At 62.9% G+C, this 24,570-nt stretch carries 28 protein-coding genes; 16 read left to right on the top strand and 12 right to left on the bottom strand.

Annotated features, from left to right (window positions below; all coding sequences use genetic code 11):
* Positions 1 to 67: 67 nt before the first annotated feature.
* Positions 68 to 814 (bottom strand): YebC/PmpR family DNA-binding transcriptional regulator, encoded by a 747-nt coding sequence (locus H3H51_RS19985; protein WP_183090841.1) that lies wholly within the window; start codon positions 812 to 814, stop codon positions 68 to 70.
* 90 nt (positions 815 to 904) lie between these two features.
* On the bottom strand, positions 905 to 2,680 hold the full coding sequence (gene aspS / locus H3H51_RS19980; protein WP_183090840.1) for an aspartate--tRNA ligase: 1,776 nt from the start codon (positions 2,678 to 2,680) through the stop codon (positions 905 to 907).
* A gap of 332 nt (positions 2,681 to 3,012) precedes the next feature.
* Between aspS and H3H51_RS19975 the strand changes: the two genes are divergently transcribed.
* From H3H51_RS19975 to H3H51_RS21340, 4 genes are all read left to right on the top strand, one after another.
* Positions 3,013 to 4,131, top strand: a complete 1,119-nt coding sequence (locus H3H51_RS19975; RefSeq protein ID WP_183090839.1) for an HD-GYP domain-containing protein — start codon at positions 3,013 to 3,015, stop codon at positions 4,129 to 4,131.
* 151 nt (positions 4,132 to 4,282) lie between these two features.
* Positions 4,283 to 4,756: a Dps family protein gene (locus tag H3H51_RS19970; RefSeq protein WP_183090838.1), complete on the top strand. Its 474-nt coding sequence runs from the start codon at positions 4,283 to 4,285 to the stop codon at positions 4,754 to 4,756.
* Positions 4,757 to 4,862: 106 nt separating this feature from the next.
* A complete protein-coding gene (locus H3H51_RS19965; RefSeq protein WP_183090837.1) occupies positions 4,863 to 5,927 on the top strand; it encodes a GGDEF domain-containing protein in 1,065 nt (354 codons plus the stop codon).
* 166 nt (positions 5,928 to 6,093) lie between these two features.
* Complete coding sequence (locus tag H3H51_RS21340; RefSeq protein ID WP_183090836.1) at positions 6,094 to 6,702, top strand: cold shock domain-containing protein membrane protein; 609 nt, start codon at positions 6,094 to 6,096, stop codon at positions 6,700 to 6,702.
* Positions 6,703 to 6,749: 47 nt separating this feature from the next.
* Here H3H51_RS21340 and H3H51_RS19955 read toward each other — a convergent pair whose 3' ends face one another.
* Both H3H51_RS19955 and H3H51_RS19950 read right to left on the bottom strand, forming a co-directional pair.
* Positions 6,750 to 6,956 carry a SlyX family protein gene (locus H3H51_RS19955; protein WP_183090835.1) on the bottom strand — a complete coding sequence of 69 codons (207 nt, stop codon included), beginning with the start codon at positions 6,954 to 6,956 and terminating at the stop codon, positions 6,750 to 6,752.
* 4 nt (positions 6,957 to 6,960) lie between these two features.
* Positions 6,961 to 7,386, bottom strand: a complete 426-nt coding sequence (locus tag H3H51_RS19950) for an HIT family protein (RefSeq protein WP_183090834.1) — start codon at positions 7,384 to 7,386, stop codon at positions 6,961 to 6,963.
* Positions 7,387 to 8,182: 796 nt separating this feature from the next.
* On the opposite strand from H3H51_RS19950, the gene H3H51_RS19945 reads away from it, so the two are divergent.
* On the top strand, positions 8,183 to 9,472 hold the full coding sequence (locus H3H51_RS19945) for an OprD family porin (RefSeq protein WP_183090833.1): 1,290 nt from the start codon (positions 8,183 to 8,185) through the stop codon (positions 9,470 to 9,472).
* Between the two features lie 54 nt (positions 9,473 to 9,526).
* Here H3H51_RS19945 and H3H51_RS19940 read toward each other — a convergent pair whose 3' ends face one another.
* Positions 9,527 to 9,934 (bottom strand): PaaI family thioesterase, encoded by a 408-nt coding sequence (locus H3H51_RS19940; protein WP_183090965.1) that lies wholly within the window; start codon positions 9,932 to 9,934, stop codon positions 9,527 to 9,529.
* A gap of 101 nt (positions 9,935 to 10,035) precedes the next feature.
* Between H3H51_RS19940 and H3H51_RS19935 the strand changes: the two genes are divergently transcribed.
* On the top strand, positions 10,036 to 11,751 hold the full coding sequence (locus tag H3H51_RS19935) for a proline--tRNA ligase (RefSeq protein ID WP_183090832.1): 1,716 nt from the start codon (positions 10,036 to 10,038) through the stop codon (positions 11,749 to 11,751).
* 23 nt (positions 11,752 to 11,774) lie between these two features.
* On the top strand, positions 11,775 to 12,725 hold the full coding sequence (locus tag H3H51_RS19930) for a hypothetical protein (RefSeq protein ID WP_183090831.1): 951 nt from the start codon (positions 11,775 to 11,777) through the stop codon (positions 12,723 to 12,725).
* A 12-nt stretch (positions 12,726 to 12,737) separates the two neighbouring features.
* On the opposite strand, the gene H3H51_RS19925 is transcribed toward H3H51_RS19930, so the two are convergent.
* Positions 12,738 to 13,010, bottom strand: coding sequence for an acylphosphatase (locus tag H3H51_RS19925; RefSeq protein WP_183090830.1), 273 nt, complete (start codon positions 13,008 to 13,010; stop codon positions 12,738 to 12,740).
* 4 nt (positions 13,011 to 13,014) lie between these two features.
* Positions 13,015 to 13,482 carry a TlpA family protein disulfide reductase gene (locus tag H3H51_RS19920; protein ID WP_183090829.1) on the bottom strand — a complete coding sequence of 156 codons (468 nt, stop codon included), beginning with the start codon at positions 13,480 to 13,482 and terminating at the stop codon, positions 13,015 to 13,017.
* A 30-nt stretch (positions 13,483 to 13,512) separates the two neighbouring features.
* On the opposite strand from H3H51_RS19920, the gene H3H51_RS19915 reads away from it, so the two are divergent.
* Together H3H51_RS19915 and H3H51_RS19910 are read left to right on the top strand one after the other, a co-directional pair.
* Complete coding sequence (locus H3H51_RS19915; RefSeq protein WP_183090828.1) at positions 13,513 to 14,922, top strand: PilZ domain-containing protein; 1,410 nt, start codon at positions 13,513 to 13,515, stop codon at positions 14,920 to 14,922.
* 112 nt (positions 14,923 to 15,034) lie between these two features.
* Positions 15,035 to 15,427 carry a hypothetical protein gene (locus H3H51_RS19910; protein ID WP_183090827.1) on the top strand — a complete coding sequence of 131 codons (393 nt, stop codon included), beginning with the start codon at positions 15,035 to 15,037 and terminating at the stop codon, positions 15,425 to 15,427.
* A 67-nt stretch (positions 15,428 to 15,494) separates the two neighbouring features.
* On the opposite strand, the gene H3H51_RS19905 is transcribed toward H3H51_RS19910, so the two are convergent.
* On the bottom strand, positions 15,495 to 15,689 hold the full coding sequence (locus H3H51_RS19905) for a hypothetical protein (protein ID WP_183090826.1): 195 nt from the start codon (positions 15,687 to 15,689) through the stop codon (positions 15,495 to 15,497).
* A gap of 175 nt (positions 15,690 to 15,864) precedes the next feature.
* The gene (locus H3H51_RS19900) at positions 15,865 to 17,082 is read right to left on the bottom strand and encodes a YihY family inner membrane protein (RefSeq protein ID WP_183090825.1); all 1,218 of its coding nucleotides are present in this window, start codon (positions 17,080 to 17,082) and stop codon (positions 15,865 to 15,867) included.
* 92 nt (positions 17,083 to 17,174) lie between these two features.
* Between H3H51_RS19900 and arsC the strand changes: the two genes are divergently transcribed.
* The 3 genes from arsC to H3H51_RS19885 are packed head-to-tail and all read left to right on the top strand — an operon-like array spanning position 17,175 to position 18,533.
* The gene (gene arsC / locus H3H51_RS19895; RefSeq protein WP_183090824.1) at positions 17,175 to 17,528 is read left to right on the top strand and encodes an arsenate reductase (glutaredoxin); all 354 of its coding nucleotides are present in this window, start codon (positions 17,175 to 17,177) and stop codon (positions 17,526 to 17,528) included.
* Positions 17,525 to 18,130: an NAD(P)H:quinone oxidoreductase gene (wrbA, locus tag H3H51_RS19890; protein WP_183090823.1), complete on the top strand. Its 606-nt coding sequence runs from the start codon at positions 17,525 to 17,527 to the stop codon at positions 18,128 to 18,130. Before arsC ends, wrbA begins: the two co-directional genes overlap by 4 nt.
* A complete protein-coding gene (locus H3H51_RS19885; RefSeq protein WP_183090822.1) occupies positions 18,123 to 18,533 on the top strand; it encodes a DUF2069 domain-containing protein in 411 nt (136 codons plus the stop codon). The genes wrbA and H3H51_RS19885 overlap by 8 nt, the downstream gene beginning before the upstream one ends.
* Positions 18,534 to 18,597: 64 nt before the next feature.
* On the opposite strand, the gene hda is transcribed toward H3H51_RS19885, so the two are convergent.
* From hda to H3H51_RS19870, 3 genes are all read right to left on the bottom strand, one after another.
* Positions 18,598 to 19,302, bottom strand: coding sequence for a DnaA regulatory inactivator Hda (hda, locus tag H3H51_RS19880; RefSeq protein WP_183090821.1), 705 nt, complete (start codon positions 19,300 to 19,302; stop codon positions 18,598 to 18,600).
* Complete coding sequence (locus H3H51_RS19875) at positions 19,299 to 20,393, bottom strand: AI-2E family transporter (protein ID WP_183090820.1); 1,095 nt, start codon at positions 20,391 to 20,393, stop codon at positions 19,299 to 19,301. The genes hda and H3H51_RS19875 overlap by 4 nt, the downstream gene beginning before the upstream one ends.
* A gap of 76 nt (positions 20,394 to 20,469) precedes the next feature.
* Positions 20,470 to 21,507, bottom strand: a complete 1,038-nt coding sequence (locus tag H3H51_RS19870) for a DUF2066 domain-containing protein (protein ID WP_183090819.1) — start codon at positions 21,505 to 21,507, stop codon at positions 20,470 to 20,472.
* Between the two features lie 207 nt (positions 21,508 to 21,714).
* Between H3H51_RS19870 and purM the strand changes: the two genes are divergently transcribed.
* The 4 genes from purM (at position 21,715) to H3H51_RS19850 (ending at position 24,523) form a co-directional block, all read left to right on the top strand.
* Entirely contained in the window at positions 21,715 to 22,773 is a 1,059-nt protein-coding gene (gene purM / locus H3H51_RS19865; RefSeq protein WP_183090818.1) for a phosphoribosylformylglycinamidine cyclo-ligase, read from the top strand.
* Positions 22,773 to 23,420 carry a phosphoribosylglycinamide formyltransferase gene (gene purN / locus H3H51_RS19860; RefSeq protein WP_407926524.1) on the top strand — a complete coding sequence of 216 codons (648 nt, stop codon included), beginning with the start codon at positions 22,773 to 22,775 and terminating at the stop codon, positions 23,418 to 23,420. Before purM ends, purN begins: the two co-directional genes overlap by 1 nt.
* 8 nt (positions 23,421 to 23,428) lie before the next feature.
* A complete protein-coding gene (locus H3H51_RS19855) occupies positions 23,429 to 24,145 on the top strand; it encodes a DUF3108 domain-containing protein (RefSeq protein ID WP_183090817.1) in 717 nt (238 codons plus the stop codon).
* A 102-nt stretch (positions 24,146 to 24,247) separates the two neighbouring features.
* Positions 24,248 to 24,523 carry a Rho-binding antiterminator gene (locus H3H51_RS19850; protein ID WP_183090816.1) on the top strand — a complete coding sequence of 92 codons (276 nt, stop codon included), beginning with the start codon at positions 24,248 to 24,250 and terminating at the stop codon, positions 24,521 to 24,523.
* Positions 24,524 to 24,570: the final 47 nt, after the last annotated feature.

The raw sequence follows: 24,570 nt of genomic DNA, 5'->3' as shown, positions 1-24,570 counted from the left end.
CCGACGTCACGCATAAAAAAGCCGGAAGCGCCTGGGGCGGCTTCCGGCCTGCGCTCACGAGCCGAGGTCAGTCCAGCTGTTCCATGATCTCGTCAGGGATTTCAGCGTTGTGGTAGACGTTCTGCACGTCGTCCAGGTCTTCCAGCATGTCGATCAACTTCATGACCTTCTTGGCGATTTCCAGGTCGGTGACCGGCGCACTGATCGACGGGATCATGGCGATTTCCGCCTCCTCGCCCTTGAAACCAGCTGCCGTCAGCGCCTCGTTGACCGAGAGGAATTCGGCAAAACTGGTGGAAACCAGCGCGGAACCGTCCTCGCCCATCTCCACGTCATCAGCACCCGCGTCCAGCGCCGCTTCCATCAGGGCATCTTCACTGACGCCCGGGGCGAAACTGATCTGCCCCTTGCGGTCGAACATGTAGGCCACCGAACCGTCGGTGCCGAGGTTGCCGCCACACTTGGTAAAGGCATGGCGCACGTCGGCGGCGGTGCGGTTGCGGTTATCGGTCATGGCTTCGACGATGATGGCCACACCGCTCGGCGCGTAGCCCTCGTAACTCATCTCGATGACGTTGTCGGCGGCGTCATTGCCGGCACCGCGGGCAATCGCCCGATCGATCACGTCACGGGTCATGTTGGCCGTCAGCGCCTTGTCCACCGCCAAACGCAGGCGTGGGTTGTCCGCCGGAACAGCGCCACCCTTGGCCGCCACGGTCAGTTCGCGAATCAGCTTGGTGAAGATCTTGCCGCGTTTGGCGTCTTGGCGCCCTTTGCGGTGCTTGATGTTGGCCCACTTGGAATGACCAGCCATAACTCACTCCGTCTGTTGCAAATCAGGTTTGTGTCGCACCCATAACGAAGAAGCCTGGCAAACCCAGGCTTCTGTCGGTACAGCGTTACGTTACTCGGCCTTGGGCTTTTCGCGCAGGCGAATGTGCAGCTCCTGCAGCGCCTTGGCATCCACTTCGCCCGGCGCCTGGGTCATTACATCTGCAGCACTCTGGGTTTTCGGGAAGGCGATCACTTCACGGATCGAGCTGGCACCGGTCATCAGCATCACCAGGCGATCCAGGCCGAAGGCCAGGCCACCGTGGGGCGGCGCACCGAATTTCAGCGCGTCGAGGAGGAAGCCGAACTTCTCCTGCTGCTCGTCTTCGCTGATGCCAAGCACGCGGAATACGGTCTGCTGCATGGCCTTGTCGTGGATACGGATCGAACCGCCACCCAGCTCGGTGCCATTGAGCACCATGTCGTAGGCACGCGACAGCGCGGCAGCCGGGTTGGCTTCCAGCTCGGCCGGGGTGCACTTCGGCGCGGTGAACGGGTGGTGCATGGCGGTCAGGCTGCCGTCGTCGTTCTCTTCGAACATCGGGAAGTCGACAACCCACATCGGCGCCCACTGGCAGGTCAGCAGATTGAGGTCGTGGCCGACCTTGATCCGCAGCGCGCCGAGGGCATCGCAGACGATCTTGGTCTTGTCGGCGCCGAAGAACACGATGTCGCCATCGACAGCGCCCACGCGATCGAGGATGACATTGAGGTTGGCTTCCGGGATGTTCTTGACGATCGGCGACTGCAGACCCTCAACACCCTTGGCGCGCTCGTTGACCTTGATGTAGGCCAGGCCCTTGGCGCCGTAGTTGCCGACAAACTTGGTGTAGTCGTCGATCTGCTTGCGCGGCATGCTGCCGGCACCCGGCACGCGCAGGGCCGCAATACGGCACTTCGGATCATTGGCCGGGCCACTGAAGACCTTGAAGTCGACGTCTTTCAGCTGATCGGCAACGTCTACCAGTTCCAGCGGAATGCGCAGGTCAGGCTTGTCCGAACCGAAACGACGCATGGCCTCGGCCAGGGTCATGTGCGGGAATTCGCCGAATTCCAGATCCAGGACTTCCTTGAACAGCTTGCGAATCATCTTCTCGGTGATGGCGATGATGTCGTCTTCGTCGAGGAAGCTGGTCTCGATGTCGATCTGGGTGAATTCCGGCTGGCGGTCGGCACGCAGGTCTTCGTCGCGGAAGCATTTGGCGATCTGGTAGTAGCGGTCGAAGCCGGCCACCATCAACAGTTGCTTGAACAGTTGCGGCGACTGCGGCAGGGCGAAGAAGCTACCGGGGTGGGTGCGGCTTGGCACCAGGTAGTCGCGGGCGCCTTCCGGGGTCGCACGGGTGAGGATCGGCGTTTCCACGTCGAGGAAGCCGTTCTCGTCCAGGTAGCGGCGGATGCTCGAGGTAATGCGCGAGCGCAGCTTGAGCTTCTCGGCCATTTCCGGGCGACGCAGGTCGATGAAGCGGTAGCGCAGGCGGGTTTCTTCACCCACATCGCTGTATTCGTTGAGCGGGAACGGCGGGGTTTCCGCCTCGTTGAGCACTTCCAGCTCATAGCCCAGCACTTCGATGGCGCCGGACGCCATGTTGGCGTTGCGCGCGCCTTCAGGGCGCACACGCACCTTGCCGACGATCTTGACCACGTACTCGCTGCGCACGCGATCGGCCTTGGCGAAGGTCTCGGCGCGATCGGGATCGAACACCACCTGAGCCAGACCTTCACGGTCACGGATGTCGAGGAAGATCACCCCACCGTGGTCACGGCGACGGTGAACCCAACCGCAAAGAGTGACTTCCTGGCCGTCCAGGGACTCGTTCAACTGGCCGCAATAGTGGCTGCGCATCATGATCGTGGTTCGCTTCTCTAATCAGTCTTGAATTCGTCGGGACCATTCGGCACGTATTGGGCGAAGGTCGCTGCCGCTGCAACAGTGCCCTGAAGTCGGCTTGGCCGGCCTGGCGTGTAGAACCGGGCGACGGCGAGCATTTTCTTCAATTCGGCACGGGGCTGGTCGCTCAATCGACCAGCGGCGCCGCCGGTTTAACGCAGGCGCAAGCCCGTATCCGGGGCAAGGGGCGGGATTATATAGGGTTAATCGACCCGACGCAGCCACCGACAAAACGCGTTTCGCCAGAGCTTTCTATACTGAGACTCCCGCCCGCTATCGCGGAGAGAGCCATGGCTACACCACGCCCCGTCGACCTGACCAGCGAGCTGCTGGAAGACTTCCGCATCGAAACGGCCGAATTGCTGCCGCGTTGCGAGGCCCTGCTGATCGAACTCGAACGCCACCCGCAGGATAGCGGGCGCCTGCGCGAGCTGTTTCGCCTGGTACACACGATTAAGGGCAACCTTGGCATCGTCGAGCTCAGCACGCTGATGCCGCTGCCGCAGGCCCTCGAGGATGTGCTCGCCGCCCTGCGTGAAGATCGCCTGACCTTCGACAGCCTGCTCGGCGACATACTCCTGCTGACCCTCGACCATTTGCGCGAGCTGATCGGCGAGGCACTGGATGGCCGCCCTGCGCGCCTCGACCAACGTGAACGCAAGAATCTCTGCCAGGCGTTGCAGGCCCTGGCCGCCGCACCCACCGCGCGGCAGACGGAAATCCGCCGCACCCTGCTGCAGCATCTGGACCCCAGCACCCGCCTGCAGCCGGTGGAGCTGCCGGACCAGAACCAACTGCAACAGTTGCTCGCCATGCATGCGATCACCAGCGATGCCGACCTGCAGTTCTTCAGCGAACTGATGCTCGCCAGCGAACATCGCTCCCCCTTCTGGCACGGTCGCGGCTTGCGCTTGCTGGCGCTAACCCTGGCAATCAACGAAAGCGCCGACACCCCGGTCGAGCCGGCACAACTGGCCGCCGCCGTCTGCCTGCACGATCTGGGCATGGCTTTTTTGCCGCTCGACCTGCTGCACAAGGAAGACCAACTGAACCGCGAGGAGCGCCGCCAGGTGCACGCCCACCCGCGCCAGGCCGCGGAGCTGCTGCGCCGCATGCCGGCCTGGAGCCTGGCCAGCGAGATCATTCTGCAACATCAGGAACACGTCGATGGCAGCGGCTACCCCAAAGGCCTGCGGGAAGTGGAGATCACCCCTGGCGCGCTGATCCTCAACATCGCCGACACCTTCGACGCACGCACCCACGAGCGCGCCCACCAGACCCTGAGCAAGCGCCCACGCCTGCGCGCCATCCTGGAAATTAACAACCTGGCAGGTCGCCAGTTCAGCGCTTATTGGGTCGACGTATTCAACCGCACGCTGCAACAGCAACCCGAACTGGCCCGCCTCTGAGCACCGCGCAACCCGACAACCCCGGATGACCGATAACCTCCGGGTATGACCTGCATTGAGACAATCCCGAGCCGGAAAATTATTGGCCTGTGATAGGCTCGAACCATCACGGGGAGCGTCTACCCCGGCCACCTGAGAGGAGAAGCAAGACATGGAAATCAATATCGGCATCGCCGAGCAGGATCGCGCCGCCATCGCTGAGGGCCTGTCCCGCCTGCTGGCTGACACTTACACCCTCTATCTCAAGACCCACAACTTCCATTGGAACGTCACGGGCCCGATGTTCAACACCCTGCACCTGATGTTCGAAGGGCAATACACCGAGCTCTCGCTGGCCGTCGACATGATCGCCGAACGCATCCGCGCCCTTGGCTTCCCGGCACCGGGCACCTATGCCGCCTACGCTCGCCTGTCGTCGATCAAGGAAGAAGAAGGCGTACCCGGCGCCCAGGACATGATCAAGCTGCTGGTCCAGGGCCAGGAAGCCGTCGTGCGCACCGCTCGCGGGATTTTCCCGTTGCTGGACAAAGTCAGCGATGAACCCACCGCCGACCTGCTGACCCAGCGCATGCAAGTGCACGAAAAAACCGCCTGGATGCTGCGCAGCCTGCTGGCTGCCGAATAACCCGCAGAAACACCGAAAAGGCCCGCTCATAGCGGGCCTTTTGCTAGGCGCAGTGTTCCGACTGATCTATTCTTCGCACATTGCCCCCTTTGCCACAGTGACGTGCATGAGCCAGCCGAAAGCGCCTTCCATTCTCGAACTCTACCCGGAAGAGACCCGCGCGGCTGCCGACCTGCTCAAGCAGGCCGTGCCACACATGGTGCGCCACGACATCCCGCCAAATCCCGTGCACTACGCGCTGTGGTACACCTACAGCAAAGGTACCGAACCAGAGCTGAATCGCCGCCTGGACAAAGCCGTCAAGGATTTCGCCAGTTTTCCACCGGAAACCGCAGCCAAGCTGTTCCGCGACTACATCATCAATGGTGAACTGGAAGAGGCCCGTGCCGGCCAGCAACAGGTCATCGAGCTGGTAGATGACATCCAGGGCGACGTATCGCGCAGCGTGAGCGGCAGCCAGCACTATCAAGCCAGCCTGGCCCTCGGCCTGGCCGCCCTGCAGGAACCGATCGCCGACGACCTGCCCAACGTACTCACCGAGCTGCAACAAAGCACGCAACTCATGCACGATCAGCAGGAGCAGTTCCTCTACCGCCTGCGCGCAGCCCAAGGTGAAATCCAGAGCCTGCGCACCCAGCTGGAACGCGCCCAGGCTGCTGCAACGCTGGACAGCCTGACCCACGTGTTCAACCGCCATGCGTTCACTCGCCTGCTGGAGCAGGCCCTGAGCAACGACCCGCAAGGGCTGGCGCTGGTCATGCTGGATATCGACCACTTCAAACAGTTCAACGACCAGTACGGCCATCCACTGGGCGACCGCGTGCTGCAACATGTCGGCCAATTGATGCGCGACCTGCTGCCCGCCCGCGGCATTGCTGCACGATACGGTGGCGAAGAATTTTGTGTGATCCTGCGTGACTGCTTCGACATCGCCTCGGCGAGCGCCTTTGCCGAGCAGCTGCGCCTGAAACTCCAGGCCCTACGGATCAAGGTACGCAGCACCGACAAGGTTCTGGACAGTATTACCGCGTCCTTCGGCCTGGCGCTCGCCGAGCCCGGCGACAACTTCGAAAGCCTGGTAACCAGGGCCGACGATGCGCTCTACCAGGCCAAACGCAACGGCCGCAACCAGATCCACCCCTCCTCCGCAGAAGCTGCGCTAAGCGCTTGATTTGAGTAGACCTGTGCTTTGCGGTTAAATACCGCCCGGTGCTGCACCCGTCATCATGCGGGTACGGCATAGGCGGGTCATCGCTGCTGTTTCAGCCCATTTCTCCGGGCTCCTGCTCGCCCCGCTCGTCCTTCTTATTGTTTGCACCAGAGTGAGCCAATCGACCATGTTGAAAATCGTCCACCTGCTGACGGGCGTTGCCGCCCTGCTGCTGTCCTTCGCCCCCAGCCTGCGCAATGACGCCTTGCCCTACCTGCAACACGCCGACGCGCTGTACCTGGCCATCTACGGCTTGGCCAACCTGCTCCTCGCACCGCTTCTGCCGGTTCGCCACGATGGCGTACGCAGTCAACTCCAGGTCGTGGTCTCGGCCCTGCTGGTCCTGACCGTAGTTCTGCAAGCCTTGGTGCTGCTGGCGCCCCTACCCCTGATCGGCAACCTTCCGGCCGCCGTCCTGAGCCTGGCCACCCTGGCTCTGGGCGTACTCCTGCAACTGGCAATCAATGTCGAACCGCGCAGCCAGCAAGAGCGCGCACCACTCAACCGCGACCTCGGCAACCGGGAAACCGGCACCGTGAAGTGGTTCAACACGTCCAAGGGCTTCGGCTTCATTTCCCGCGATACCGGCGACGATATCTTCGTGCACTTTCGCGCCATCCGCGGCGAAGGCCACCGCGTCCTGATCGAAGGCCAGCGCGTGGAGTTCTCAGTCATGAACCGCGACAAAGGCCTGCAGGCGGAAGACGTCATCGCCGCCCTGCCATCGCGCCGCTAAAGCAGCACCCACAAAAAAGCCCGCTTAGTGCGGGCTTTTTTGTGACTTTAATAATGAGGCGGTGGCGCTTCATCCTCATCGATGCCGAACGAGCTCTGCATTTCCTCCTGGCGCCGCGCCAGAACCTGCACCTGCACTTGCAAGCGCTCGATGATGCGCTGCTGCTCGACGAGCTCATCGTTCAAGGCGGCGATGGTGTCATCCTGGAACGCCTGCCGGCTCTCCAGCTCGATGATGCGCTGTTCGATGCTCATCCGTTCAATCCTCAGCAAAGCGAAAGTCGTCGGCCAGCACCAGGCGCAGACGATCACGCATCGCGGTAATCTGCTCAGCGGAATAGACCTCGGCGGGATGTTTACCCCACACCGGAGCTGGCCAGGCGGCATCTTCACGACGACGCACGATGACATGCATGTGCAACTGGCTGACCACATTCCCCAGCGTTGCGACGTTCATCTTGTCGGCAACAAAGGCATCCTTGAGCACCTCAGCGAGACGCGTAGTCTCTAGCCAGAGTTGCTGCTGATCAGCCATATCGAGCTGGAACAGCTCGCTGACCGCCTCACGACGCGGCACCAGAATGAACCACGGGTAATGCGCGTCATTCATCAGCAATAAACGGCAAAGAGGAAAATCCCCGACCGTTAACGTATCGGCCTGCAAGCGCGAATCCAGGGTAAACATCGGAAAACTCCTCCAGCTCAGGACAGCGCCAACCCAACGCCACCATTCAGGGTGCGCAGAATAGCCGGGCAGCCAGGGCAATTCACCCCAATCCGGACAGCCATTTGCAGCAACTGCCAGCCCCGCACAACAAAAGCGCAAGCCACCTCACTGGCAAAGCACGCAACGCACCCATCCAAGGCCTGCCAAGCACCGCCCACAGGCCCGCGCACCAACCCAAAGCCATTGCGCACCAAAACTGCCCACATTAGTGAAAAAAACGTTACCGGCGAGTAAATTCTTCCTTGCCTGGCAATCGCAGGTAACGCTGACCGAGACGCCCAACAGAAAGGCTTCCGCCTTGCAACTTGAGCAGCTAAATGCCTACGCAGCCCACACAGAGCGATATCGACAGCTGTAACCGTAGATGCAACAACCCCTCACCTAGGAATTTTCAGAGCAGACAGGTGTTTTGTGCATGGTTGTTGCTATACAGGAATCACCGTCAGCGGTGACACGCCTCGGAAGAGCATGAAAAGCCGCTTAAGCTCGTTTCCGGACAATACCTAAGCGCTTGGAATTTCAGGCTTTTCCAGACAGATAACAGGCATCGTTAATGGCGACCAAAACCTACAGAATTGCGACATGCAACATGCGGTTTTGCGACGCAGGTGTAAATAAAACGTAGGCAATTAGTGACACCTGTCGCCAAAAAAGTTGTCGTGCTATAAGTTATCGCCGACACAAAAAGAAAGAGCAGCCCATACAACAATTAATTGGGCCGCAGAAAATCTTCTAAACCAAAGGAGCAATCACAATGCAAGTGATGAAGTGGAGCGCACTGGCCCTGGCCGTGACCGCCGGTACCACCCAACTGGCTTTCGCCAGCGCACAATCTGAAGCCAACGGCTTTGTGGAAGATGCAGACGCTGTTCTGTTCCTGCGCAACACCTATTGGAACCGTGATTACAACAAAGGCGTTTCCGACGCCAAAGCCTGGGGCCAAGGCTTCATCGGCACCTTCGAGTCTGGCTTCACCCAGGGCACTGTAGGCTTTGGTGTTGACGCATTCGCCATGCAAGGTATCAAGCTGGATGGCGGTGGCGGCACCGCTAGCAACCACAACATGGGCGGCCTGATTGGCGACTCCAACGAAGTCAACAGCAAAGGCGACAACACGCCGGTTGACGACTGGGCCCAAGCGGGCGCTGCCGTTAAAGTACGCCTGTCCAACACCGTACTGAAGTACGGCAATCAGATGCCGAACCTGCCGGTTCTGGCCTATGACGACAGCCGTCTGCTGCCGCAAAGCTTCACTGGCACCATGATCACCAGCAGCGAGATCGAAGGTCTCGAGCTGAACGTCGGTCACTTCACCCAGAACAGCTCCATGTGGGACGCCTCTGCTGACGACCTGGAACTGAAGAGCACTGACGTAGCCGGCGGTAGCTACCAGTTCACCGAAAACCTGAGCGCTGCCCTGTACTACTCGGACATCGATGATGTCGCCAAGAAGCAGTACGCCAACGTGAACTACACCATTCCGATGGGCGAAGAGCAGGCTCTGAACTTCGACTTCAACATCTACAAAACCAAGTACGAGAACGACACTACTGCGTCGGACATGTTCTTCGGTAACGGTATTGAAGGCGACGACAACACCATCGCCAGCCTGGCAGGTAAGTTCACCACCGGTGCACACGCCTTCATCCTGGCCTACCAGCAGAACAGCGGTGACGTCGGCTACGCCTACGACATCGGCGACGGCGGCAGCGCTATCTGGGTAGCCAACTCCTACTACTCCGACTTCAACGCTGCTGACGAGAAATCCGTTCAAGCAAGCTACGAACTGGACTTCGCCACCTACGGCGCTCCAGGCCTAAGCTGGAAAACCGCTTACGTCTACGGCTATGACATCCAAGTTCTCAATGAGAGCGATGCCACCGAGCGTGAAATCTTCAACCAGGTTAAATACGTGGTTCAAGAAGGCGCAGCCAAGGACCTGGCGTTCAAGGCTCGTAACTCGATCTATCGTGCCGACAACAACTTCGGTACAGACATGAACGAATGGCGCCTGTTCATCGAGTACCCGCTGGACGTCCTGTAAGCCTCGCGCTCAGGTCACACAGCAAAAAACCCGGCTTAGGCCGGGTTTTTTCATTCAGAGCGGTAAAGCGTAAGTACCGGTAACGTGCGCCACCAACTCATCCTCTGCACCCAGCGAATACAGCTGCACCTCGCACACCGCCTGGCGTCGCGACAGGCGCAGGATGCGCGCCTCAGCAAGCAAGTCGATCGCCTTTGGCTTGGCCAGGAAGTTGATATTAAGGTTGGCCGTTACCGCCATCTCCACCCGCCCCAAACGCCCCAGCACCACCGCATACATGGCCGCATCGGCCAGCGCCATGATAGTCGGCCCCGACACCGTGCCACCCGGCCGCACCAAACGTGCCTGAAACGGCACCCGTACCACGGCCAGCTCGCCATCCAGCCGGTCGATCTGCAGATCGATATCCTCGGCCATCGGCACACCCGCGCGAATCAGCGCCTGCACCTGTCCAGCGATCAGCTCTGCCACCTTCAACTCCCGGTCTGTCCTGTACGCCACATGGCTGGCACCGTACAATGCCGAGCCACTCTCCGCCCCCGCAACCGACAGAACGGCCAAACATGCGTACCAGTCAGTACCTGCTTTCCACCCTCAAAGAAACGCCGTCCGATGCCGTAGTGATCAGCCACCAGCTGCTGCTGCGCGCTGGCATGATCCGCAAGCTGGCCTCCGGCCTGTACACCTGGCTACCCATGGGTCTGCGCGTGCTGCGCAAGGCCGAAGCCATCGTGCGCGAGGAAATGAACGCAGCGGGTGCGCTCGAAGTGCTGATGCCAGCCATCCAGCCGGCCGAGTTATGGCAGGAATCCGGCCGCTGGGAGCAATACGGCCCGGAGCTGCTGCGCATCAAGGACCGCCATGGCCGCGAATTCTGCGTCGGCCCGACCCACGAAGAAGTGATCACCGATCTGGCGCGCAACGAGCTGAACAGCTACAAGCAGCTGCCGATCAACATGTACCAGATCCAGACCAAGTTCCGTGACGAGATCCGTCCGCGCTTCGGCCTGATGCGTGGCCGCGAGTTCCTGATGAAGGATGCCTATTCCTTCCACACCAGCCAGGAATCGCTGCAGGAAACCTACGATCGCATGCACCAGGCGTACTGCAATGTATTCAGCCGCCTGGGCCTGAACTTCCGCCCGGTGCAGGCCGACACCGGCTCCATCGGCGGCACCGGCTCCCACGAGTTCCATGTACTGGCCGAGTCCGGTGAAGACGATATCGCCTTCAGCGACACCTCCGACTACGCCGCCAACATCGAAAAGGCCGAAGCCGTCCCGCGTGAAACCCAGCGCGCTGCTGCCACTGAATCACTGCGCCTGGCCGACACACCGGACGCCAAGACCATCGACGACCTGGTCAGCCAGTTCGGTCTGGCCATCGAGAAAACCGTCAAGACCCTCGTGGTCCGCGCTGCCGAAGAAGGCAAGCTGATTGCCCTGATCGTCCGTGGCGACCACGAGCTGAACGAAATCAAGGCCGCCAACCACGAACTGGTCGCCAGCCCACTGGTATTCGCCTCGGAAGCCGAAATCCGTGCAGCCATTGGTGCCGGTCCTGGCTCGCTGGGCCCACTGAACCTGCCGATTGCCTGCGTGATCGACCGTTCCGTGGCACTGATCGGCGATTTCTCCGCCGGTGCCAACGTCGACGGCAAGCACTACTTCGGCCTCAACTGGGAACGCGACCTGCCGCTGCCGGCCGTTGCCGACCTGCGCAACGTGGTTGCCGGTGACCCTAGCCCAGACGGCCAGGGCAAGCTGGAGATCAAACGCGGTATCGAAGTCGGGCACATCTTCCAGCTCGGCACCAAGTACAGCGAAGCCCTGGGCTGCAAGGTCCTGGGTGAAAGCGGCAAGCCGGTCACGCTGACCATGGGTTGCTACGGCATCGGCGTTTCGCGCGTGGTGGCTGCAGCCATCGAGCAGAACTGGGACGAGCGCGGCATTCTCTGGAGCGACGCCCTGGCGCCCTTCCAGATCGCCCTGGTGCCGATGAAGTACGAGAACGAAGCCGTACGCGAAGCCACCGACACGCTGTACGCCGAACTCGCGGCCGCCGGCTTCGAAGTGCTGCTGGACGACCGCGACAAGAAGACCAGCCCAGGCGTGAAGTTCGCCGACATGGAGCTGATTGGCATCCCGCACCGCATCGTGGTCAGCGAGCGCAGCCTGGCCGAGGGCAACCTCGAGTACAAGCATCGCCGTGACAGCGAAAGCCAGCAGGTTGCCAGCGCGGACATCCTGTCCTTCATCAACACCCGTACCGGCCGCTGATTACAGCGACATCAAGAGCTAGCATGTTCAAGCGACACACCCTCCGCATCGGCGCTGCCCTGGCAGGCGCCCTCTTCCTCAGCGGCTGCGCCAACCAGTTGCCACAGCGCAGCGAGCATGAGGAGCGCGTCGAGCGCAAACTGCTCGACCACAGCCTGCAGATCGACGTGGGCGAACCGCGCGTACTGGAGCTGCCGCAGCGGCGGGTGCGTATCCACGAGCAAAAAACCTTCGAGGTCACCGAGTACGAGGTGACCCGTCGCTACGATCGCTACACCCCCTACCAGCCCTGGCGCGAGCTGTATGAAGTGCCGCTGGGCGCGGTAGCTGTGGTTGCCGGCATCGGCGCCAACGTGCTCAACGTGGTGATGCTCGGCCGTCTGCCGGACAGCGCGACCAAGGACTGGATCAGCTACGGCTTCGCCGGCCTCAACCCGGCGATGAACGTCCAGTCCAACGGCCGCTCGCAGCAGAACCTGGCCGACCTCAACGAACAGCAGATCGACAAGCGCACCGAGTATTCGAGCCTGCCCTGGGCTGATCGCCCGGTACTGGTCAAGGCCGACAAGCAGACCTACGAGCTGAGCACCGACCGCAATGGTGTGCTGCGCCTGAACCTGCTCGACAGCCCCTTCTCCGAGCAGGACGCCAGCCGTGTCGGCACCCTGCTGCTCAGCGTGGAAGACCCGCTCGACAACACCAAGGGCGAAGCCAGCCTGCTGGTCAGCCGCCACCTGCGCGGCAAGCTGCAGGAAGCCCATGCGCTGATCTACGACGATCTGGAAGACGACGAAGTGGCGCAGTGGGTACACCGGGTCAAACGCCTGTCCGACCTGGGCCTGGAAGAAGAAGCCAGCGAGCTGGAACAGAGCCTGATCGAACTGACCCGCAACGACCCCGAGCTGCAAGAGGAATTCCTCAAGTCGCTGCTCAAGGATGCCGGCCGCCTGGCCGCCGATCCGGGTGAAGACTGAGTAACCGGGCCGCTAGCGGCGCACGATAAAGCCGACTACGCCCTGCAGCGGCTGCTCTTCCAGCTCGACACCATCAACCCGCGCCTGGCTCGGCCCCTGCTCCAGCCAAGCTGCAAGCTCGCGAACGTGCGCCTCGTCACCCTCCGCCAGCACCTCCACACGACCATCCGCCAGGTTGCGCACCCAGCCATCCAGATCCAGGCGTTCAGCCTGCTCTGCGGTGCATTGGCGAAAGCTCACGCCCTGGACCTTGCCACTGACATAGCCATGCAAACAGATGCGCATCGCCCTACTCCCCTGCCTGTAGTTTCGCCAGCTTGGCCTGCAGCCCAGCGGCAGTCTGCTCACCGACCAGGCGCTCACGCAGCTTGCCCTGATCATCGATGATGTAGGTGGTCGGCAGCACGTCGCTGCGCGGTAGTTCCAGGCGCTGCGCCGGGTCTTGGGCCAGCACGGTAAAGCGAATACCGAGTGCGCTGGCTGCCTCGTTCAAGTCGTCGCCTTGCAAGGCATCGAAGTTGACCCCCAGCACCCGGGCATGGCGTCCCTGCAATTGATCATCGAGCCGATTCAGTTCGGGGATCTCGGTGCGACAGGGACCGCACCACTCGGCCCAGTAATTGATCACTAACCACTGGCCTTCCAGCTGTGCAGCCGGTACCTTTCGTGCATGCTGATCGACGCCCCAGTCGTCGGCACAGCCGGCCAGGAACAGCCCGGCAATCAGCCCTACTACTATCTGGAGTTGCCGTCTCATGCATTCGCTCCTCGTGCACGCGGAGTTGATATGACGCTGGATGCCCTGCGCCTGGAAGTGCCGGACATCCTCGAAGAGGAAGCCCCGCCGATTGCCGGCCTGGCTGAGCAGCTCATTGCCGTCCGCCAACAGCCGCATGCGGATGCCCTGCAACAGGTTCTGCACCTGTTGTTTCGCCTGAATCGCTGCGCCATGACCTTACTTGAAAGGCAGCGCGCCCTGCAAAGCTTCAGCGAAGAATACCGTCACTACTCGGCCCTGCTGCATCAAGGCATGCCGCCTTCACCGCTCTTCGTGCGCCTGTGCGATGAGCTGGCAGTGGGCTTCAAACGCCTGCTGCTGCAAATCCTCCAAGGCCGACAACCCTCGCGCCCGCACCTGGCCTGGTGCCTGTACATGGCTCAGCACTTTCTCTCGCAGAGTCTGATGCGCCACTACCAGCTCTATCAGGAGCCACCCGCCGCACTGTGGCGCGACAGTCATCTGCTGTACTGGATCGGCGAGCACCAGGAGTGCCTCGACGAACACGTCGCCGCACCCTTCCAGCCAACCCCGGCCGGCAACCTGCGCGGGCTTTACCAGCAGATGCTGTTGCTGGCCATGAGCAACCCGTTCCACCTTACCGAAGGCGAGTGCCCGCAGCTGTTCGGCGCCATCACCCCGCTGGCCGAGCTGGCACGGCTGCTGCCCTGGGATGATGAGGACGAACAGGAAGGTCCGGTGATCGACCTCAGTCACGACCAGCCTTGCCTGTCCTTCGAGCAGCCCATCGTCAGTAATCCGGTCTACCTGCGACGCCTGGAATTGGGCGCCCTGCTGGTTGCCCTGCATGACCCCGCGCCCCTGCAGACCCCGGCCGAACGGGTGTTGCTGGAGCGGGTTCGCCAGCACTGGCTGGGGCGCCAGCAACGCCGCCACCCGCGCGCCGATTTCAGTGCCGACTGCAATCTGGTCGTCGGGCTCAGCGGAATTCACGCGCAACTGCTGGAAAAGCGCCCTGGCAGTTGCGCAGCGCAAATGCTCGATGCCAGCGCCGGCGGCGCCCGCCTGCTGTGCAAAGCCGAATTGGCCAGCCAGTTGCCGGTCGGCCAGTTGGTCCTGGTACTACCGCACAGCGGTACGCCGACCCTGGCCCTAGTACGCTGGCGCCACCAGAACCTTGAAGGCCTGCACCTGGGCCTGCGCTACCTCAAGGGCCTGGCCCGCGCCGTATGGCTGCGCCGCGCACCCAGCGCGCAAACCCATCCTGGTGTTCTGCAAAGCACCCCGGCCCCCGGCAACGGTTGGCACCACGGCCTGTGGCTACCCTGCGGGCAGTTCGTCGAGGATGAACACCTCTGGCTGCAACTGGCCAACGTCAACACCCAGGCCGCCATGCCGCTGCCTGCCGCCAATCTGAGCACTGCCTGCGTGGTGCGCCATCCGCTGCGCCTGGCCTGATCTGCGACGAAAATCACAGGAAACGGCGCGACTGTGCACAGTTTCCAGCCGACTCGCCTGCCTATAATCGCCGCACTCCAATAAGCCAGAAGACCAAACCGGAGCCTGCCGCATGACCCAAGCCACCGACAAGCTGATCGGCCCTGTCCCCTCGAGCATCATCAATGGCGCGCGCACCAGCGTGACACCCTATGAGGGGCGCGTGGCGGAATTCAACGTCGCCGCCTGGCTGCAACTACCCGGCCTGGCCAACCTGCCGGTGTCGCTGATGGTCAGCTACCAGGATGGCAGCCAGCGCCGCGAGATCGCCGTGGACCACGGCAAGGTCAGTGTGCACAACAAGGTGATGCTCTCAGGCGTCGCCCGCCTGCCGGTGAAGCAGAAGATCGAAGACATGCAGATCCGCCTGCGCTCCGCCGTAGCGGTGCAGGGACTGATCGTCGAAGAATTGTTCGTCCAGGCTGTCGAGTCGCTCGCCGGCTCGGCACAACAAGCATTGGCCTGAACCTCACGCCACTCACCTAACCCCGCCTTGCGCGGGGTTTTGTTTTTCTGCAAACAGCAAACCCTGCCTAGAACACCCCAAAGCGCACGACCGTAGCACCCTCAACCGGCGCCTCCGGTTCTTCGGCGGCCTGCCGGGCCAGCGGCACCAGCGATTGCGGCCAGCGTGCAAAACGCAAACCGGTGATGCGATTCAAGCGCTCCAGCGCCTCATCGGATTCGCGCGCATGCAGCGGAATCACTTTGCCTTTCTGACTGCTCATACCCACATCCCTGATTCACCTTCAGGCTACTGGCAGTCTGCCAGTAAATATCAGACAGATTGCCAGAAGCATGCCAGCCTTCCCGGCTGTAGATTCCTTGTGTTTACGAGCACCTCAGCCGTGATGACACGCTGCGTCGCGCCCTAAACTGACGAAATTCGTCACCCCGCCTCGCTCACTTCTGGCCCCGCAGCCATTGCGCCAGGCTGCCGCCAAACAGCACTTCCTGCTCGCCATGCAGCTTCTGCAGTGCCAGGCTCAGCGCCGGGTACCAGGCCTCATCCAGTTGCGCCGGCAACTGCTGTGGTACGGGTAGCGGCCAGGGACTCCGGACCAGCAACTGATGCAGGCTGTAATGCTCCAGATCACGACACAGCACCCAGCCGCCCCCAGAGGCACGACACACCAGTTGCTCGCGCTCGAGAAAACCGAGGATTTCCTCCCACTCATCTTCCGGCAACCGCCAGCCCTGGCGCTGCACATCGACATAGCGTACCGCCTGCCCCTGGCGCTGGCGCTCATGGAACACGCCCACCACCCCCAGCAGCACCAGCACCCGCGGCAACGCCAGGCGCCGCCAGTGCCGCGACGAAGACAGGTTGCACACCAGCTCCGCACCGAACAGCACGATCAACCACGACAGGTACACCCACAGCAAGAACAGCGGCACCGTGGCGAACGCCCCATAGATCAGCTGGTAGCCGGGAAACAGGCGCACGTACTGAGCGAACAGCGCCTTGGCGATCTCGAACAACACCGCAGTGAACAGCCCGCCCAGCAGCGCATGCTGCAGCGGCACCCGCGCATTGGGCACACTCGCATAGATCAGGGTAAACGCCGCTACGCTCGACAGCAACGGCGCGAAACCCAACAGGGTCTTGGCGCCGATCAGCGCATCCGGGCCGGACAGTAGCGACAGCGAAGCGATGTAGGTGCTGACGGCAAAACCCACGCCCAACAACAGCGGGCCAAGGCTGAGAATCGCCCAGTACAGCAAGAAGCTGGAAACCCCGCGACGCGGCTGACGCACGCGCCAAATGGCATTGAAAGCCTTCTCGATGGTCACCAGCATCATGAACGCGGTCACCGCCAGCAACACCACGCCAGCCCAGGTCAGGTGCCGCGCCTGGGTGGTGAAGGCCTGCAGGTATTCCTGCACCGTCTCACCGGAAGATGGCACGAAGTTGTGGAAGATGAAGGCCTGGATTTGCTCGCCCATGCCCTGGAACACCGGAATCGCCGAGAGCATGGCAAACGTCACGGTCATCATCGGCACCACCGCAAACAGCGTGGTGTAGGTCAGCGCGGCGGCGCTATGCATGGCACGGTCGGCTAGGAAACGCTGGAACAGGAAGCGCCAGAACTCCACCACATCGTCCAGCCGCTGCCGCATACCCTCTCCTTAGAACCCGTTGAATGCTCGCAGCGCCCAAAAGCGCCGACGCGGGTAGAATAGCGCCCTCATTCGCCAATAGGCACCCGCCCATGACCGATCTGACCCTGTATCACAACCCGCGCTGCTCGAAATCCCGTGGTGCGCTGGAGCTGCTCGAAGCCCGCGGCCTGACGCCGACCGTGGTGCGCTACTTGGAAACCCCGCTCAGCGCCAGTGAACTGCAGGTTCTGCTGGGCAAACTGGGGATCGGTGCACGCCAGTTGTTGCGCAGTGGCGAAGACGAATACAAGGCCCTCAACCTGGCCGACAGCAGCCTCAGCGAGGCGCAGCTGATCGCAGCCATGGCTCAGCACCCCAAGCTGATCGAACGCCCGATTCTGGTTGCCGGCGACAAAGCCGTGATCGGCCGGCCACCGGAAAAAGTCCTGGAGCTGCTGGCATGAGTTCGCCCTACATCCTGGTGCTTTACTACAGCCGCCACGGCGCCACCGCCGAGATGGCCCGGCAGATTGCTCGCGGCATCGAGCTAGGAGGCATGGAAGCGCGTGTACGCACGGTGCCGGCAATCTCCGCCGACTGCGAAGCCACCGCGCCCGCCATCCCCGACGATGGCCCGCTCTACGCCAGCATCGACGACCTCAAGCACTGCGCCGGCCTGGCCCTGGGCAGCCCGACGCGCTTCGGCAACATGGCCGCACCGCTCAAGTACTTCATCGACGGCACCAGCAGCCTGTGGCTGACCGGCGAGCTGGTCGGCAAACCAGCCGGGGTCTTCACCTCCACCGCCAGCCTGCACGGTGGCCAGGAAAGCACCCTGCTGTCCATGCTGCTGCCGCTGCTGCACCACGGCATGCTGGTCTGCGGCCTGCCCTACAGCGAAGGCGCCCTGCTGGAAACCCGCGGTGGCGGCACGCCCTACGGCCCGAGCCACCATGCCGGCGCCGATGGCAAACGCACCCTCGACGAACATGAAATCGGCCTGTGCCGCGCCCTTGGCCAGCGTCTGGCCGCAACTGCCCTGAAGCTGGAGTCTCCGCGTGGCTAAGCAAGCAAAACCCCTTCCCACCCTCGACTGGCTGCAACCACGCCTCAAGCTGAGCCATGCCCTGAGCCTGTTCAGCTTCCTGGCCCTGGCGGCACTGCTGCTGGGTTGGAACCTGCTGTTTGCCGACCTGCACGGCGCGCGCACCTGGGTAGTCCTGGCGATCCAACTGGTACCGCTACTCCTGCTCGCCCCCGGCCTGATACTCGGCCACGCCCGTACCCACGCCTGGGCGTGCTTCGTGGTGAACATCTATTTCATCCAGGGCATCCTCGCCGCCATTGACCCGGCGCGCATGCTGTTCGGCGTGCTGGAAACGCTGCTCAGCCTGAGCCTGTTCTGCAGCGCCCTGCTCTACACCCGCTGGCGCTTCCAGCACGACCGCAAGCTGGCCGGCGAAGCCTGAAAGGCATAAACCTGCGCAGACACTAATCGCGGGACTGGATGCCCGCCTCGCACCTACTCAAGACCTACCAGCCGAGCACTTCCTTGAGGAAGGGAATGGTCAGCTTGCGCTGGGCCTGCAGCGAAGCCTGATCGAGCCGTTCGAGCAATTCGAACAAGGCACTCATGCTGCGCTCGCCACGGGTAAGGATGAAGCGGCCGACGTCGTCGGTCAGGTGCAGGCCGCGGCGCGAGGCGCGCAATTGCAAGGCGCGCAGCTTGTCCTCGTCGGACAGTGAATGCAGCTGGAACACCAGCGCCAGGGTCAGCCGCGACTGCAGGTCGGCCAAACCCAGCGGCAGCTCGCGCGGCGCGGCGGCCGCGGCCAGCAGCAGGCGCCGACCACTGTCGCGCAGGCGATTGAATAGGTGGAACAGCGCCTCTTCCCAGTCCGCCCGACCGACCACCGCATCCAGATCGTCCAGGCACACCAGCTCGCACTGCTCCAGGTTATCCAGCATCTCCGGGCCAAAATCGGCCACCTCGGCCAGCGGCAGATACACCACCGACTCGCCACGCTGCTCGAAGCGCAGACAGGCCGCCTGCAGCAGATGGCTGCGACCGACGCCCTCACCACCCCATAGGTAGATCAGACTTTCCGTCCAGCCGGCATCGGCTTCGCACAGGCGCTCGACATAGCCGAGCGCCGCGGCGTTGGCGCCCGGGTAGTAGTTGGCAAAGGTGGCGTCGTCGCGCAGACGTACGCCGAGGGGAAGCTGGATTGGTTTCATGCAGGGGACGGCGGTTCTTGCGAATCGCCGGAAGACTCTCCGTAAAGTTCGGAAAGTTTATAGAAATCATGCGCATGGCGCAGCAGCACCATGATAATTGCGGCCATTGGCAGGGCTAGCAGGACGCCGACGAAGCCGAACAGCTGGCCACCGGCGAGGATGGCGAAGATCACCGCTACCGGATGCAGGCCGATACGGTCGCCGACCAGCATGGGCGTCAGCACCGTGCCTTCGAGCAGTTGGCCAATGCCGAATACCACCAGCACGCCAATCAGCGGATAGGCCTCGAAGCCGCCGTACTGGAACAGCGCCGCCACCACGGCCGAGCCAAAGCCGACCACGAAGCCCATGTACGGCACGATGCTCGCCAGCCCGGCGAGCACACCGATCAGCAGGCCCAGTTCCAGGCCGACCAGCATCAGGCCGCTGGCATAGATGAAGGCCAGCGCCAGCATCACCAGCAACTGCCCGCGCATGAAGGCACCAAGCACTTCATGGCACTCGCCGACCAGCTGCACCACCCGACTCTCGCGTGAGCGCGGCAACAAGCCGCGTAGCTTGGCGACCATCAGATCCCAGTCGCGTAGCAGGTAGAACGCCACCACCGGGATCAGCAGCAGGTTGCCCAGCCAGCCGAGTAGCGCCAGGCTCGAGGCCGTGGCCTGGGCCAGTACGGCACCGACGATGTCGGTGGTCTTGCCCAGGTGCCCGGACAAGGCCTCCTTGATCTGGTCAAAGCGCCAGAAACCTTCCTGCAGCCCCAGCTGCGCCTGCGTCCAGGGCAAGGCCTGGTGCTGCAGCCAGTCGAGCATCTGCGGGGCCAGCTCATAAAGGCGCACCAGCTGACGACCGAGCATGGGTATCAGCACCAGCAGCAGAACCAGCAACAGCAGGCTGAACAGGCTGAATACCAGCACCACGCCCCAGGTGCGCGACAGCTTGTGGCGCTCCAGGCGATCCACCAGCGGGTCGCCCATATAAGCCAGCAACATGGCCACCAGGAACGGCGATAGCACCGGGGACAGCAGGTAGATCAGCCAACCGAGCAGGAACACTCCAATCAGCCACATCCAGCGACGCGAATCAGTCATTGCGGGCACTCCGCCTTGCTTCGTTGAGGGTGCTCAGGCCCAGGTGCCGGTGCGCTCAGCGCACCGGCTGGTAGTTTTACCAGCTGAAACGCAGCAGGTTGCTCGGGGCTGGCGCAGGGGTAGGAGCTGCCGTGCTACCCGGCTGGGCACTGGCATCCAGCGGCGCGGCGTCGGCCGGAACCTCCTGCAAACCGGCCAGGCCCAGCTGGGCACGCAGTTGCTCGGCGCTGGCGTTGACCTGCCAGGTCATGCGATCACCGTTCACCTGCTGCAGGCGCGCGGCGAAGGGTTCCAGCAGACGCTCCAGCTCGGCATAGCGCGCCAGGTTGGCGCCTTGCACCTCAACCGTCATGGCGCTTGCGCTACCCGGCTTGACCACGAAACGCGGCGCCAGGCGCTCGCTCACGGCAAGCATGACGGCGTCGCTCAATGCATTCAGGTCGGCAGCCTGGGCCGTGCCCTGCTCGCGGCTATCGGCCAGCCACAGGCGCCACTGCGCCTGCCACTGACCGCCATCCTCATGGGCCTGCACCGCCAGCAGGGCATCAGCGGCGTAACGCTCGGAGATCGGTTGCAGGGCATCGGCCTGGGTGGCGCCGAGGTTTTCCGGAGTCGCGACCATCTGTTCGGACAGGTCGGCCAGCGGCAGGCGCAGCGGCAAGCCACGGTGTTGCGCAGCCTGACGCAGCGGAGCGGCGGCTTCCTGAGCATCACCGAGCAGGCTGGAACCTTCGGCCGTGCTATTCAGCCACCAGGTCAGGATCGCCGGGCGATTGCTGCCCCATTGCGGCAGGCCGGCTTCACGCAGCTTGTTCTCGGTGGTCAGCGGATCGAAATCCACCACCAGCTTGTCGCCCTCGTAGCTGAAGCGGCTGACCAGTTGCTGGGGGTCTTGGCGTACGCCCGCCAGCGCAGGGTTCTGCAGTGCCTTTCTGTCGCCGGTCAGGCGCAGCAGCAGGGTTTCCAGCGCCTTGCCGAGGGCGGCATTGCGCTCATCCGGCTGCTGGCTGGTGACCGCCTCGCGCACTTGGTAGAGATCGCTGACCATTTCGGCACTGGCGGACAGGCTGAACAGCGCAAGGCACGAGGCAAGCAGGCAGGCAGATAGACGCATGGTGGGTTCCGGACTGAGAGCTGCGCGGTTTTCGCGCGCGAAGGGCTATACCTTAAACAGCCGCCTCGCACCCGGCAACCGTCGGGGCCGGTGGCCGCTGGCGGGCAAGCCTGATAAAATCGCGCGCCTTCGCAGACCGGCTCGCACGCAGACCCTATCGCTGCCCGGTCGACCCCAGCATTCCCCCCTTTTCAAAGGCCCGTACCCATGAGCAAGCAACCCTCCATCAGCTACAAAGACGCCGGTGTAGACATCGACGCCGGTGAAGCCCTGGTCGAACGCATCAAAGGCGTGGCCAAGCGCACCGCGCGCCCGGAAGTCATGGGTGGCCTGGGTGGTTTCGGCGCCCTCTGCGAAATTCCCGCCGGCTACAAGCAGCCGGTACTGGTCAGCGGCACCGACGGCGTCGGCACCAAGCTGCGCCTGGCACTGAACCTGAACAAACACGACAGCATCGGCCAGGACCTGGTCGCCATGTGCGTCAACGACCTGGTGGTGTGCGGCGCCGAGCCGCTGTTCTTCCTCGACTATTACGCCACCGGCAAGCTCAACGTCGACGTGGCCGCCACCGTGGTCACCGGCATCGGCGCCGGTTGCGAGCTGGCCGGCTGCTCCCTGGTCGGTGGTGAAACCGCCGAAATGCCGGGCATGTACGAAGGCGAAGACTACGACCTGGCCGGCTTCTGCGTCGGCGTGGTGGAAAAGGCCGAGATCATCGACGGCTCGAAAGTCGCCACTGGCGACGCGCTGATCGCCCTGCCCTCCTCCGGCCCGCACTCCAACGGCTACTCGCTGATCCGCAAGATCATCGAAGTCGCTGGCGTCGACATCGAAGCCACCCAGCTCGATGGCAAACCGCTGACCGACCTGCTGATGGCGCCGACCCGCATCTACGTCAAGCCGCTGCTCAAGCTGATCAAGGACACTGGCGCAGTCAAAGCCATGGCCCACATCACTGGCGGCGGCCTGCTCGACAATATCCCGCGCGTGCTGCCGCAAGGCGCCCAGGCCGTGGTCGACGTGGCCAGCTGGAATCGCCCGGTGGTATTCGACTGGCTGCAACAGCAAGGCAACGTCGACGAGCACGAGATGCACCGCGTACTCAACTGCGGCGTCGGCATGGTCATCTGCGTGGCCCAGGATCAGGTCGAAGCAACCCTCGCCAACCTGCGCGCCTCGGGCGAAGCCCCATGGGTCATCGGCCAGATCGGCACCGCTGCCGAAGGCGCTGCCCAGGTCATTCTGAACAACCTGAAAAGCCACTGATGGTCGACTGCAATGTCGTGGTGCTGATTTCCGGGTCTGGCAGCAACCTGCAGGCCCTGATCGACAGCATCGCCACCGCTGACAGCCCGGCCCGCATCCGCGCGGTGATTTCCAACCGCGCCGACGCCTACGGCCTGGAGCGGGCGAAACAGGCCGGCATCGCCACCCTGGTGCTCGACCACAAGCAGTTCGACGGCCGCGAAGCCTTCGACGCCGCGCTGGTCGAGGCCATCGACGGCTTCGATCCGCAGTTGGTGGTCCTCGCCGGCTTCATGCGCATCCTCAGTGGCGGCTTCGTCCGTCACTACGAGGGCCGCCTGCTGAATATCCATCCCTCGCTGCTGCCCAAGTACAAAGGCCTGCACACCCACCAGCGCGCGCTGGAGGCTGGTGACAGCGAGCATGGTTGCAGCGTGCACTTCGTGACAGAGGAACTCGATGGTGGCCCTCTGGTCGTACAGGCAGTAGTCCCGGTAAAGTCCGACGACACGCCAGACACCCTGGCCCAGCGCGTACATGCCGAAGAACACCGCATTTACCCGCTGGCCATGCACTGGTTCGCTGCTGGCCGCTTGCGCCTCGACTCATCCGGCACCGTGCTGGATGGCCAGACGCTACCCGCCAGCGGTCATCTCATCCGTCCATAGGAGCCTCCATGCCCCGCGTTCTGCTGATGCTGCTCGCTGTACTGACCCTGCCGCTGCAGGCAGCCGACCTACAGCCGTTCTCCGCCAGCTACACCGCCGACTGGAAACAGGTGCCCATCACCGGCACCGCCAGCCGCAGCCTCAAGGCGCTGGACAACGGCCGCTGGGAGTTGGGTTTCGAAGCCTCCATGCTGGTCGCCAGCCTCAATGAAACCAGCACCCTGCGCGTGGAAAACGGCGCCTTCCTGCCCCTGACCTACCGCTTCCAGCGCAGCGGCCTGGGCAAGAGCAAGGAAGTCGAGCTGGATTTCGACTGGACCGAGAAGCAGATACTCGGCACCGATCGCGGCGACCCGGTACGCCTGACCCTCAACCGCGGCCTGCTGGACAAGTCGACCTACCAACTGGCCCTGCAGCATGACGTCGCTGACGGCAAGCAGAGCATGAGCTACCAGGTAGTCGATGGCGACGAACTCGAAACCTACGACTTCCGCGTCCTCGGCGAGGAGCGCGTGCGCACCCAGGCCGGGTTGATCGATGCGATCAAGGTCGAGCGCGTGCGCGACCCGACCCAGAGCAGCCGCAAGACCGTGCTGTGGTTCGCCAAGGACTGGGATTTCCTGCTGGTGCGCCTGTACCAGGTGGAGAAGGACGGCAAGGAATACCAGATCATGCTCAAGGACGGTAAGGTCAACGGCCGCACCGTACAGGGTAAAAAGGACTAGGCACTGCGCCTGAATGAAAAAGCCGGGCACTGCCCGGCTTTTTTGTGCCCGTTCGGCGCCAGGCGACTAGGCTTGAGCCTTTGCTTCCCGGAGTAGCCCGTGATGAGCGACGCCTATCAACCGCTGTCCTGCGACCTCTACGACTACCTGGAAATCGCCTGCATGCACCACTACCGCCTACGCATCGAGCTGGTAGACGGCGGCGAGCTGCAGGCGACGGCCGTGAACACCCACACGGCCCCGAGCAAGGAAGAGTTCTTCATCGTGCGCGACAACAGCGGCGAACAGCAGCTGCGCCTCGACCACCTGCTCGCCATCACCCCGCTGGATGCCTACGCCAGCTTCGGCCGGGTGCTGCTAGGCAACCAGCACTGCTGAACAGCCCTGCATAAAAAAACCGGGCCTGGCCCGGTTTTTTTCACACA

Origin of the sequence: Aquipseudomonas ullengensis, from assembly GCF_014174475.1 — a bacterium.
Lineage (GTDB): Bacteria > Pseudomonadota > Gammaproteobacteria > Pseudomonadales > Pseudomonadaceae > Aquipseudomonas > Aquipseudomonas ullengensis.
This window is presented reverse-complemented; position numbering and strand designations above follow the sequence as displayed.

Coding starts and splice junctions, on each gene's coding strand:
- H3H51_RS19985 (WP_183090841.1), bottom strand. CDS start 814: ATGGCTGGTCATTCCAAGTGGGCCAACATCAAGCACCGCAAAGGGCGC.
- aspS (WP_183090840.1), bottom strand. CDS start 2,680: ATGATGCGCAGCCACTATTGCGGCCAGTTGAACGAGTCCCTGGACGGC.
- H3H51_RS19975 (WP_183090839.1), top strand. CDS start 3,013: ATGGCTACACCACGCCCCGTCGACCTGACCAGCGAGCTGCTGGAAGAC.
- H3H51_RS19970 (WP_183090838.1), top strand. CDS start 4,283: ATGGAAATCAATATCGGCATCGCCGAGCAGGATCGCGCCGCCATCGCT.
- H3H51_RS19965 (WP_183090837.1), top strand. CDS start 4,863: ATGAGCCAGCCGAAAGCGCCTTCCATTCTCGAACTCTACCCGGAAGAG.
- H3H51_RS21340 (WP_183090836.1), top strand. CDS start 6,094: ATGTTGAAAATCGTCCACCTGCTGACGGGCGTTGCCGCCCTGCTGCTG.
- H3H51_RS19955 (WP_183090835.1), bottom strand. CDS start 6,956: ATGAGCATCGAACAGCGCATCATCGAGCTGGAGAGCCGGCAGGCGTTC.
- H3H51_RS19950 (WP_183090834.1), bottom strand. CDS start 7,386: ATGTTTACCCTGGATTCGCGCTTGCAGGCCGATACGTTAACGGTCGGG.
- H3H51_RS19945 (WP_183090833.1), top strand. CDS start 8,183: ATGCAAGTGATGAAGTGGAGCGCACTGGCCCTGGCCGTGACCGCCGGT.
- H3H51_RS19935 (WP_183090832.1), top strand. CDS start 10,036: ATGCGTACCAGTCAGTACCTGCTTTCCACCCTCAAAGAAACGCCGTCC.
- H3H51_RS19930 (WP_183090831.1), top strand. CDS start 11,775: ATGTTCAAGCGACACACCCTCCGCATCGGCGCTGCCCTGGCAGGCGCC.
- H3H51_RS19925 (WP_183090830.1), bottom strand. CDS start 13,010: ATGCGCATCTGTTTGCATGGCTATGTCAGTGGCAAGGTCCAGGGCGTG.
- H3H51_RS19920 (WP_183090829.1), bottom strand. CDS start 13,482: ATGAGACGGCAACTCCAGATAGTAGTAGGGCTGATTGCCGGGCTGTTC.
- H3H51_RS19915 (WP_183090828.1), top strand. CDS start 13,513: ATGACGCTGGATGCCCTGCGCCTGGAAGTGCCGGACATCCTCGAAGAG.
- H3H51_RS19910 (WP_183090827.1), top strand. CDS start 15,035: ATGACCCAAGCCACCGACAAGCTGATCGGCCCTGTCCCCTCGAGCATC.
- H3H51_RS19905 (WP_183090826.1), bottom strand. CDS start 15,689: ATGAGCAGTCAGAAAGGCAAAGTGATTCCGCTGCATGCGCGCGAATCC.
- H3H51_RS19900 (WP_183090825.1), bottom strand. CDS start 17,082: ATGCGGCAGCGGCTGGACGATGTGGTGGAGTTCTGGCGCTTCCTGTTC.
- arsC (WP_183090824.1), top strand. CDS start 17,175: ATGACCGATCTGACCCTGTATCACAACCCGCGCTGCTCGAAATCCCGT.
- wrbA (WP_183090823.1), top strand. CDS start 17,525: ATGAGTTCGCCCTACATCCTGGTGCTTTACTACAGCCGCCACGGCGCC.
- hda (WP_183090821.1), bottom strand. CDS start 19,302: ATGAAACCAATCCAGCTTCCCCTCGGCGTACGTCTGCGCGACGACGCC.
- H3H51_RS19875 (WP_183090820.1), bottom strand. CDS start 20,393: ATGACTGATTCGCGTCGCTGGATGTGGCTGATTGGAGTGTTCCTGCTC.
- H3H51_RS19870 (WP_183090819.1), bottom strand. CDS start 21,507: ATGCGTCTATCTGCCTGCCTGCTTGCCTCGTGCCTTGCGCTGTTCAGC.
- purM (WP_183090818.1), top strand. CDS start 21,715: ATGAGCAAGCAACCCTCCATCAGCTACAAAGACGCCGGTGTAGACATC.
- purN (WP_407926524.1), top strand. CDS start 22,773: ATGGTCGACTGCAATGTCGTGGTGCTGATTTCCGGGTCTGGCAGCAAC.
- H3H51_RS19855 (WP_183090817.1), top strand. CDS start 23,429: ATGCCCCGCGTTCTGCTGATGCTGCTCGCTGTACTGACCCTGCCGCTG.
- H3H51_RS19850 (WP_183090816.1), top strand. CDS start 24,248: ATGAGCGACGCCTATCAACCGCTGTCCTGCGACCTCTACGACTACCTG.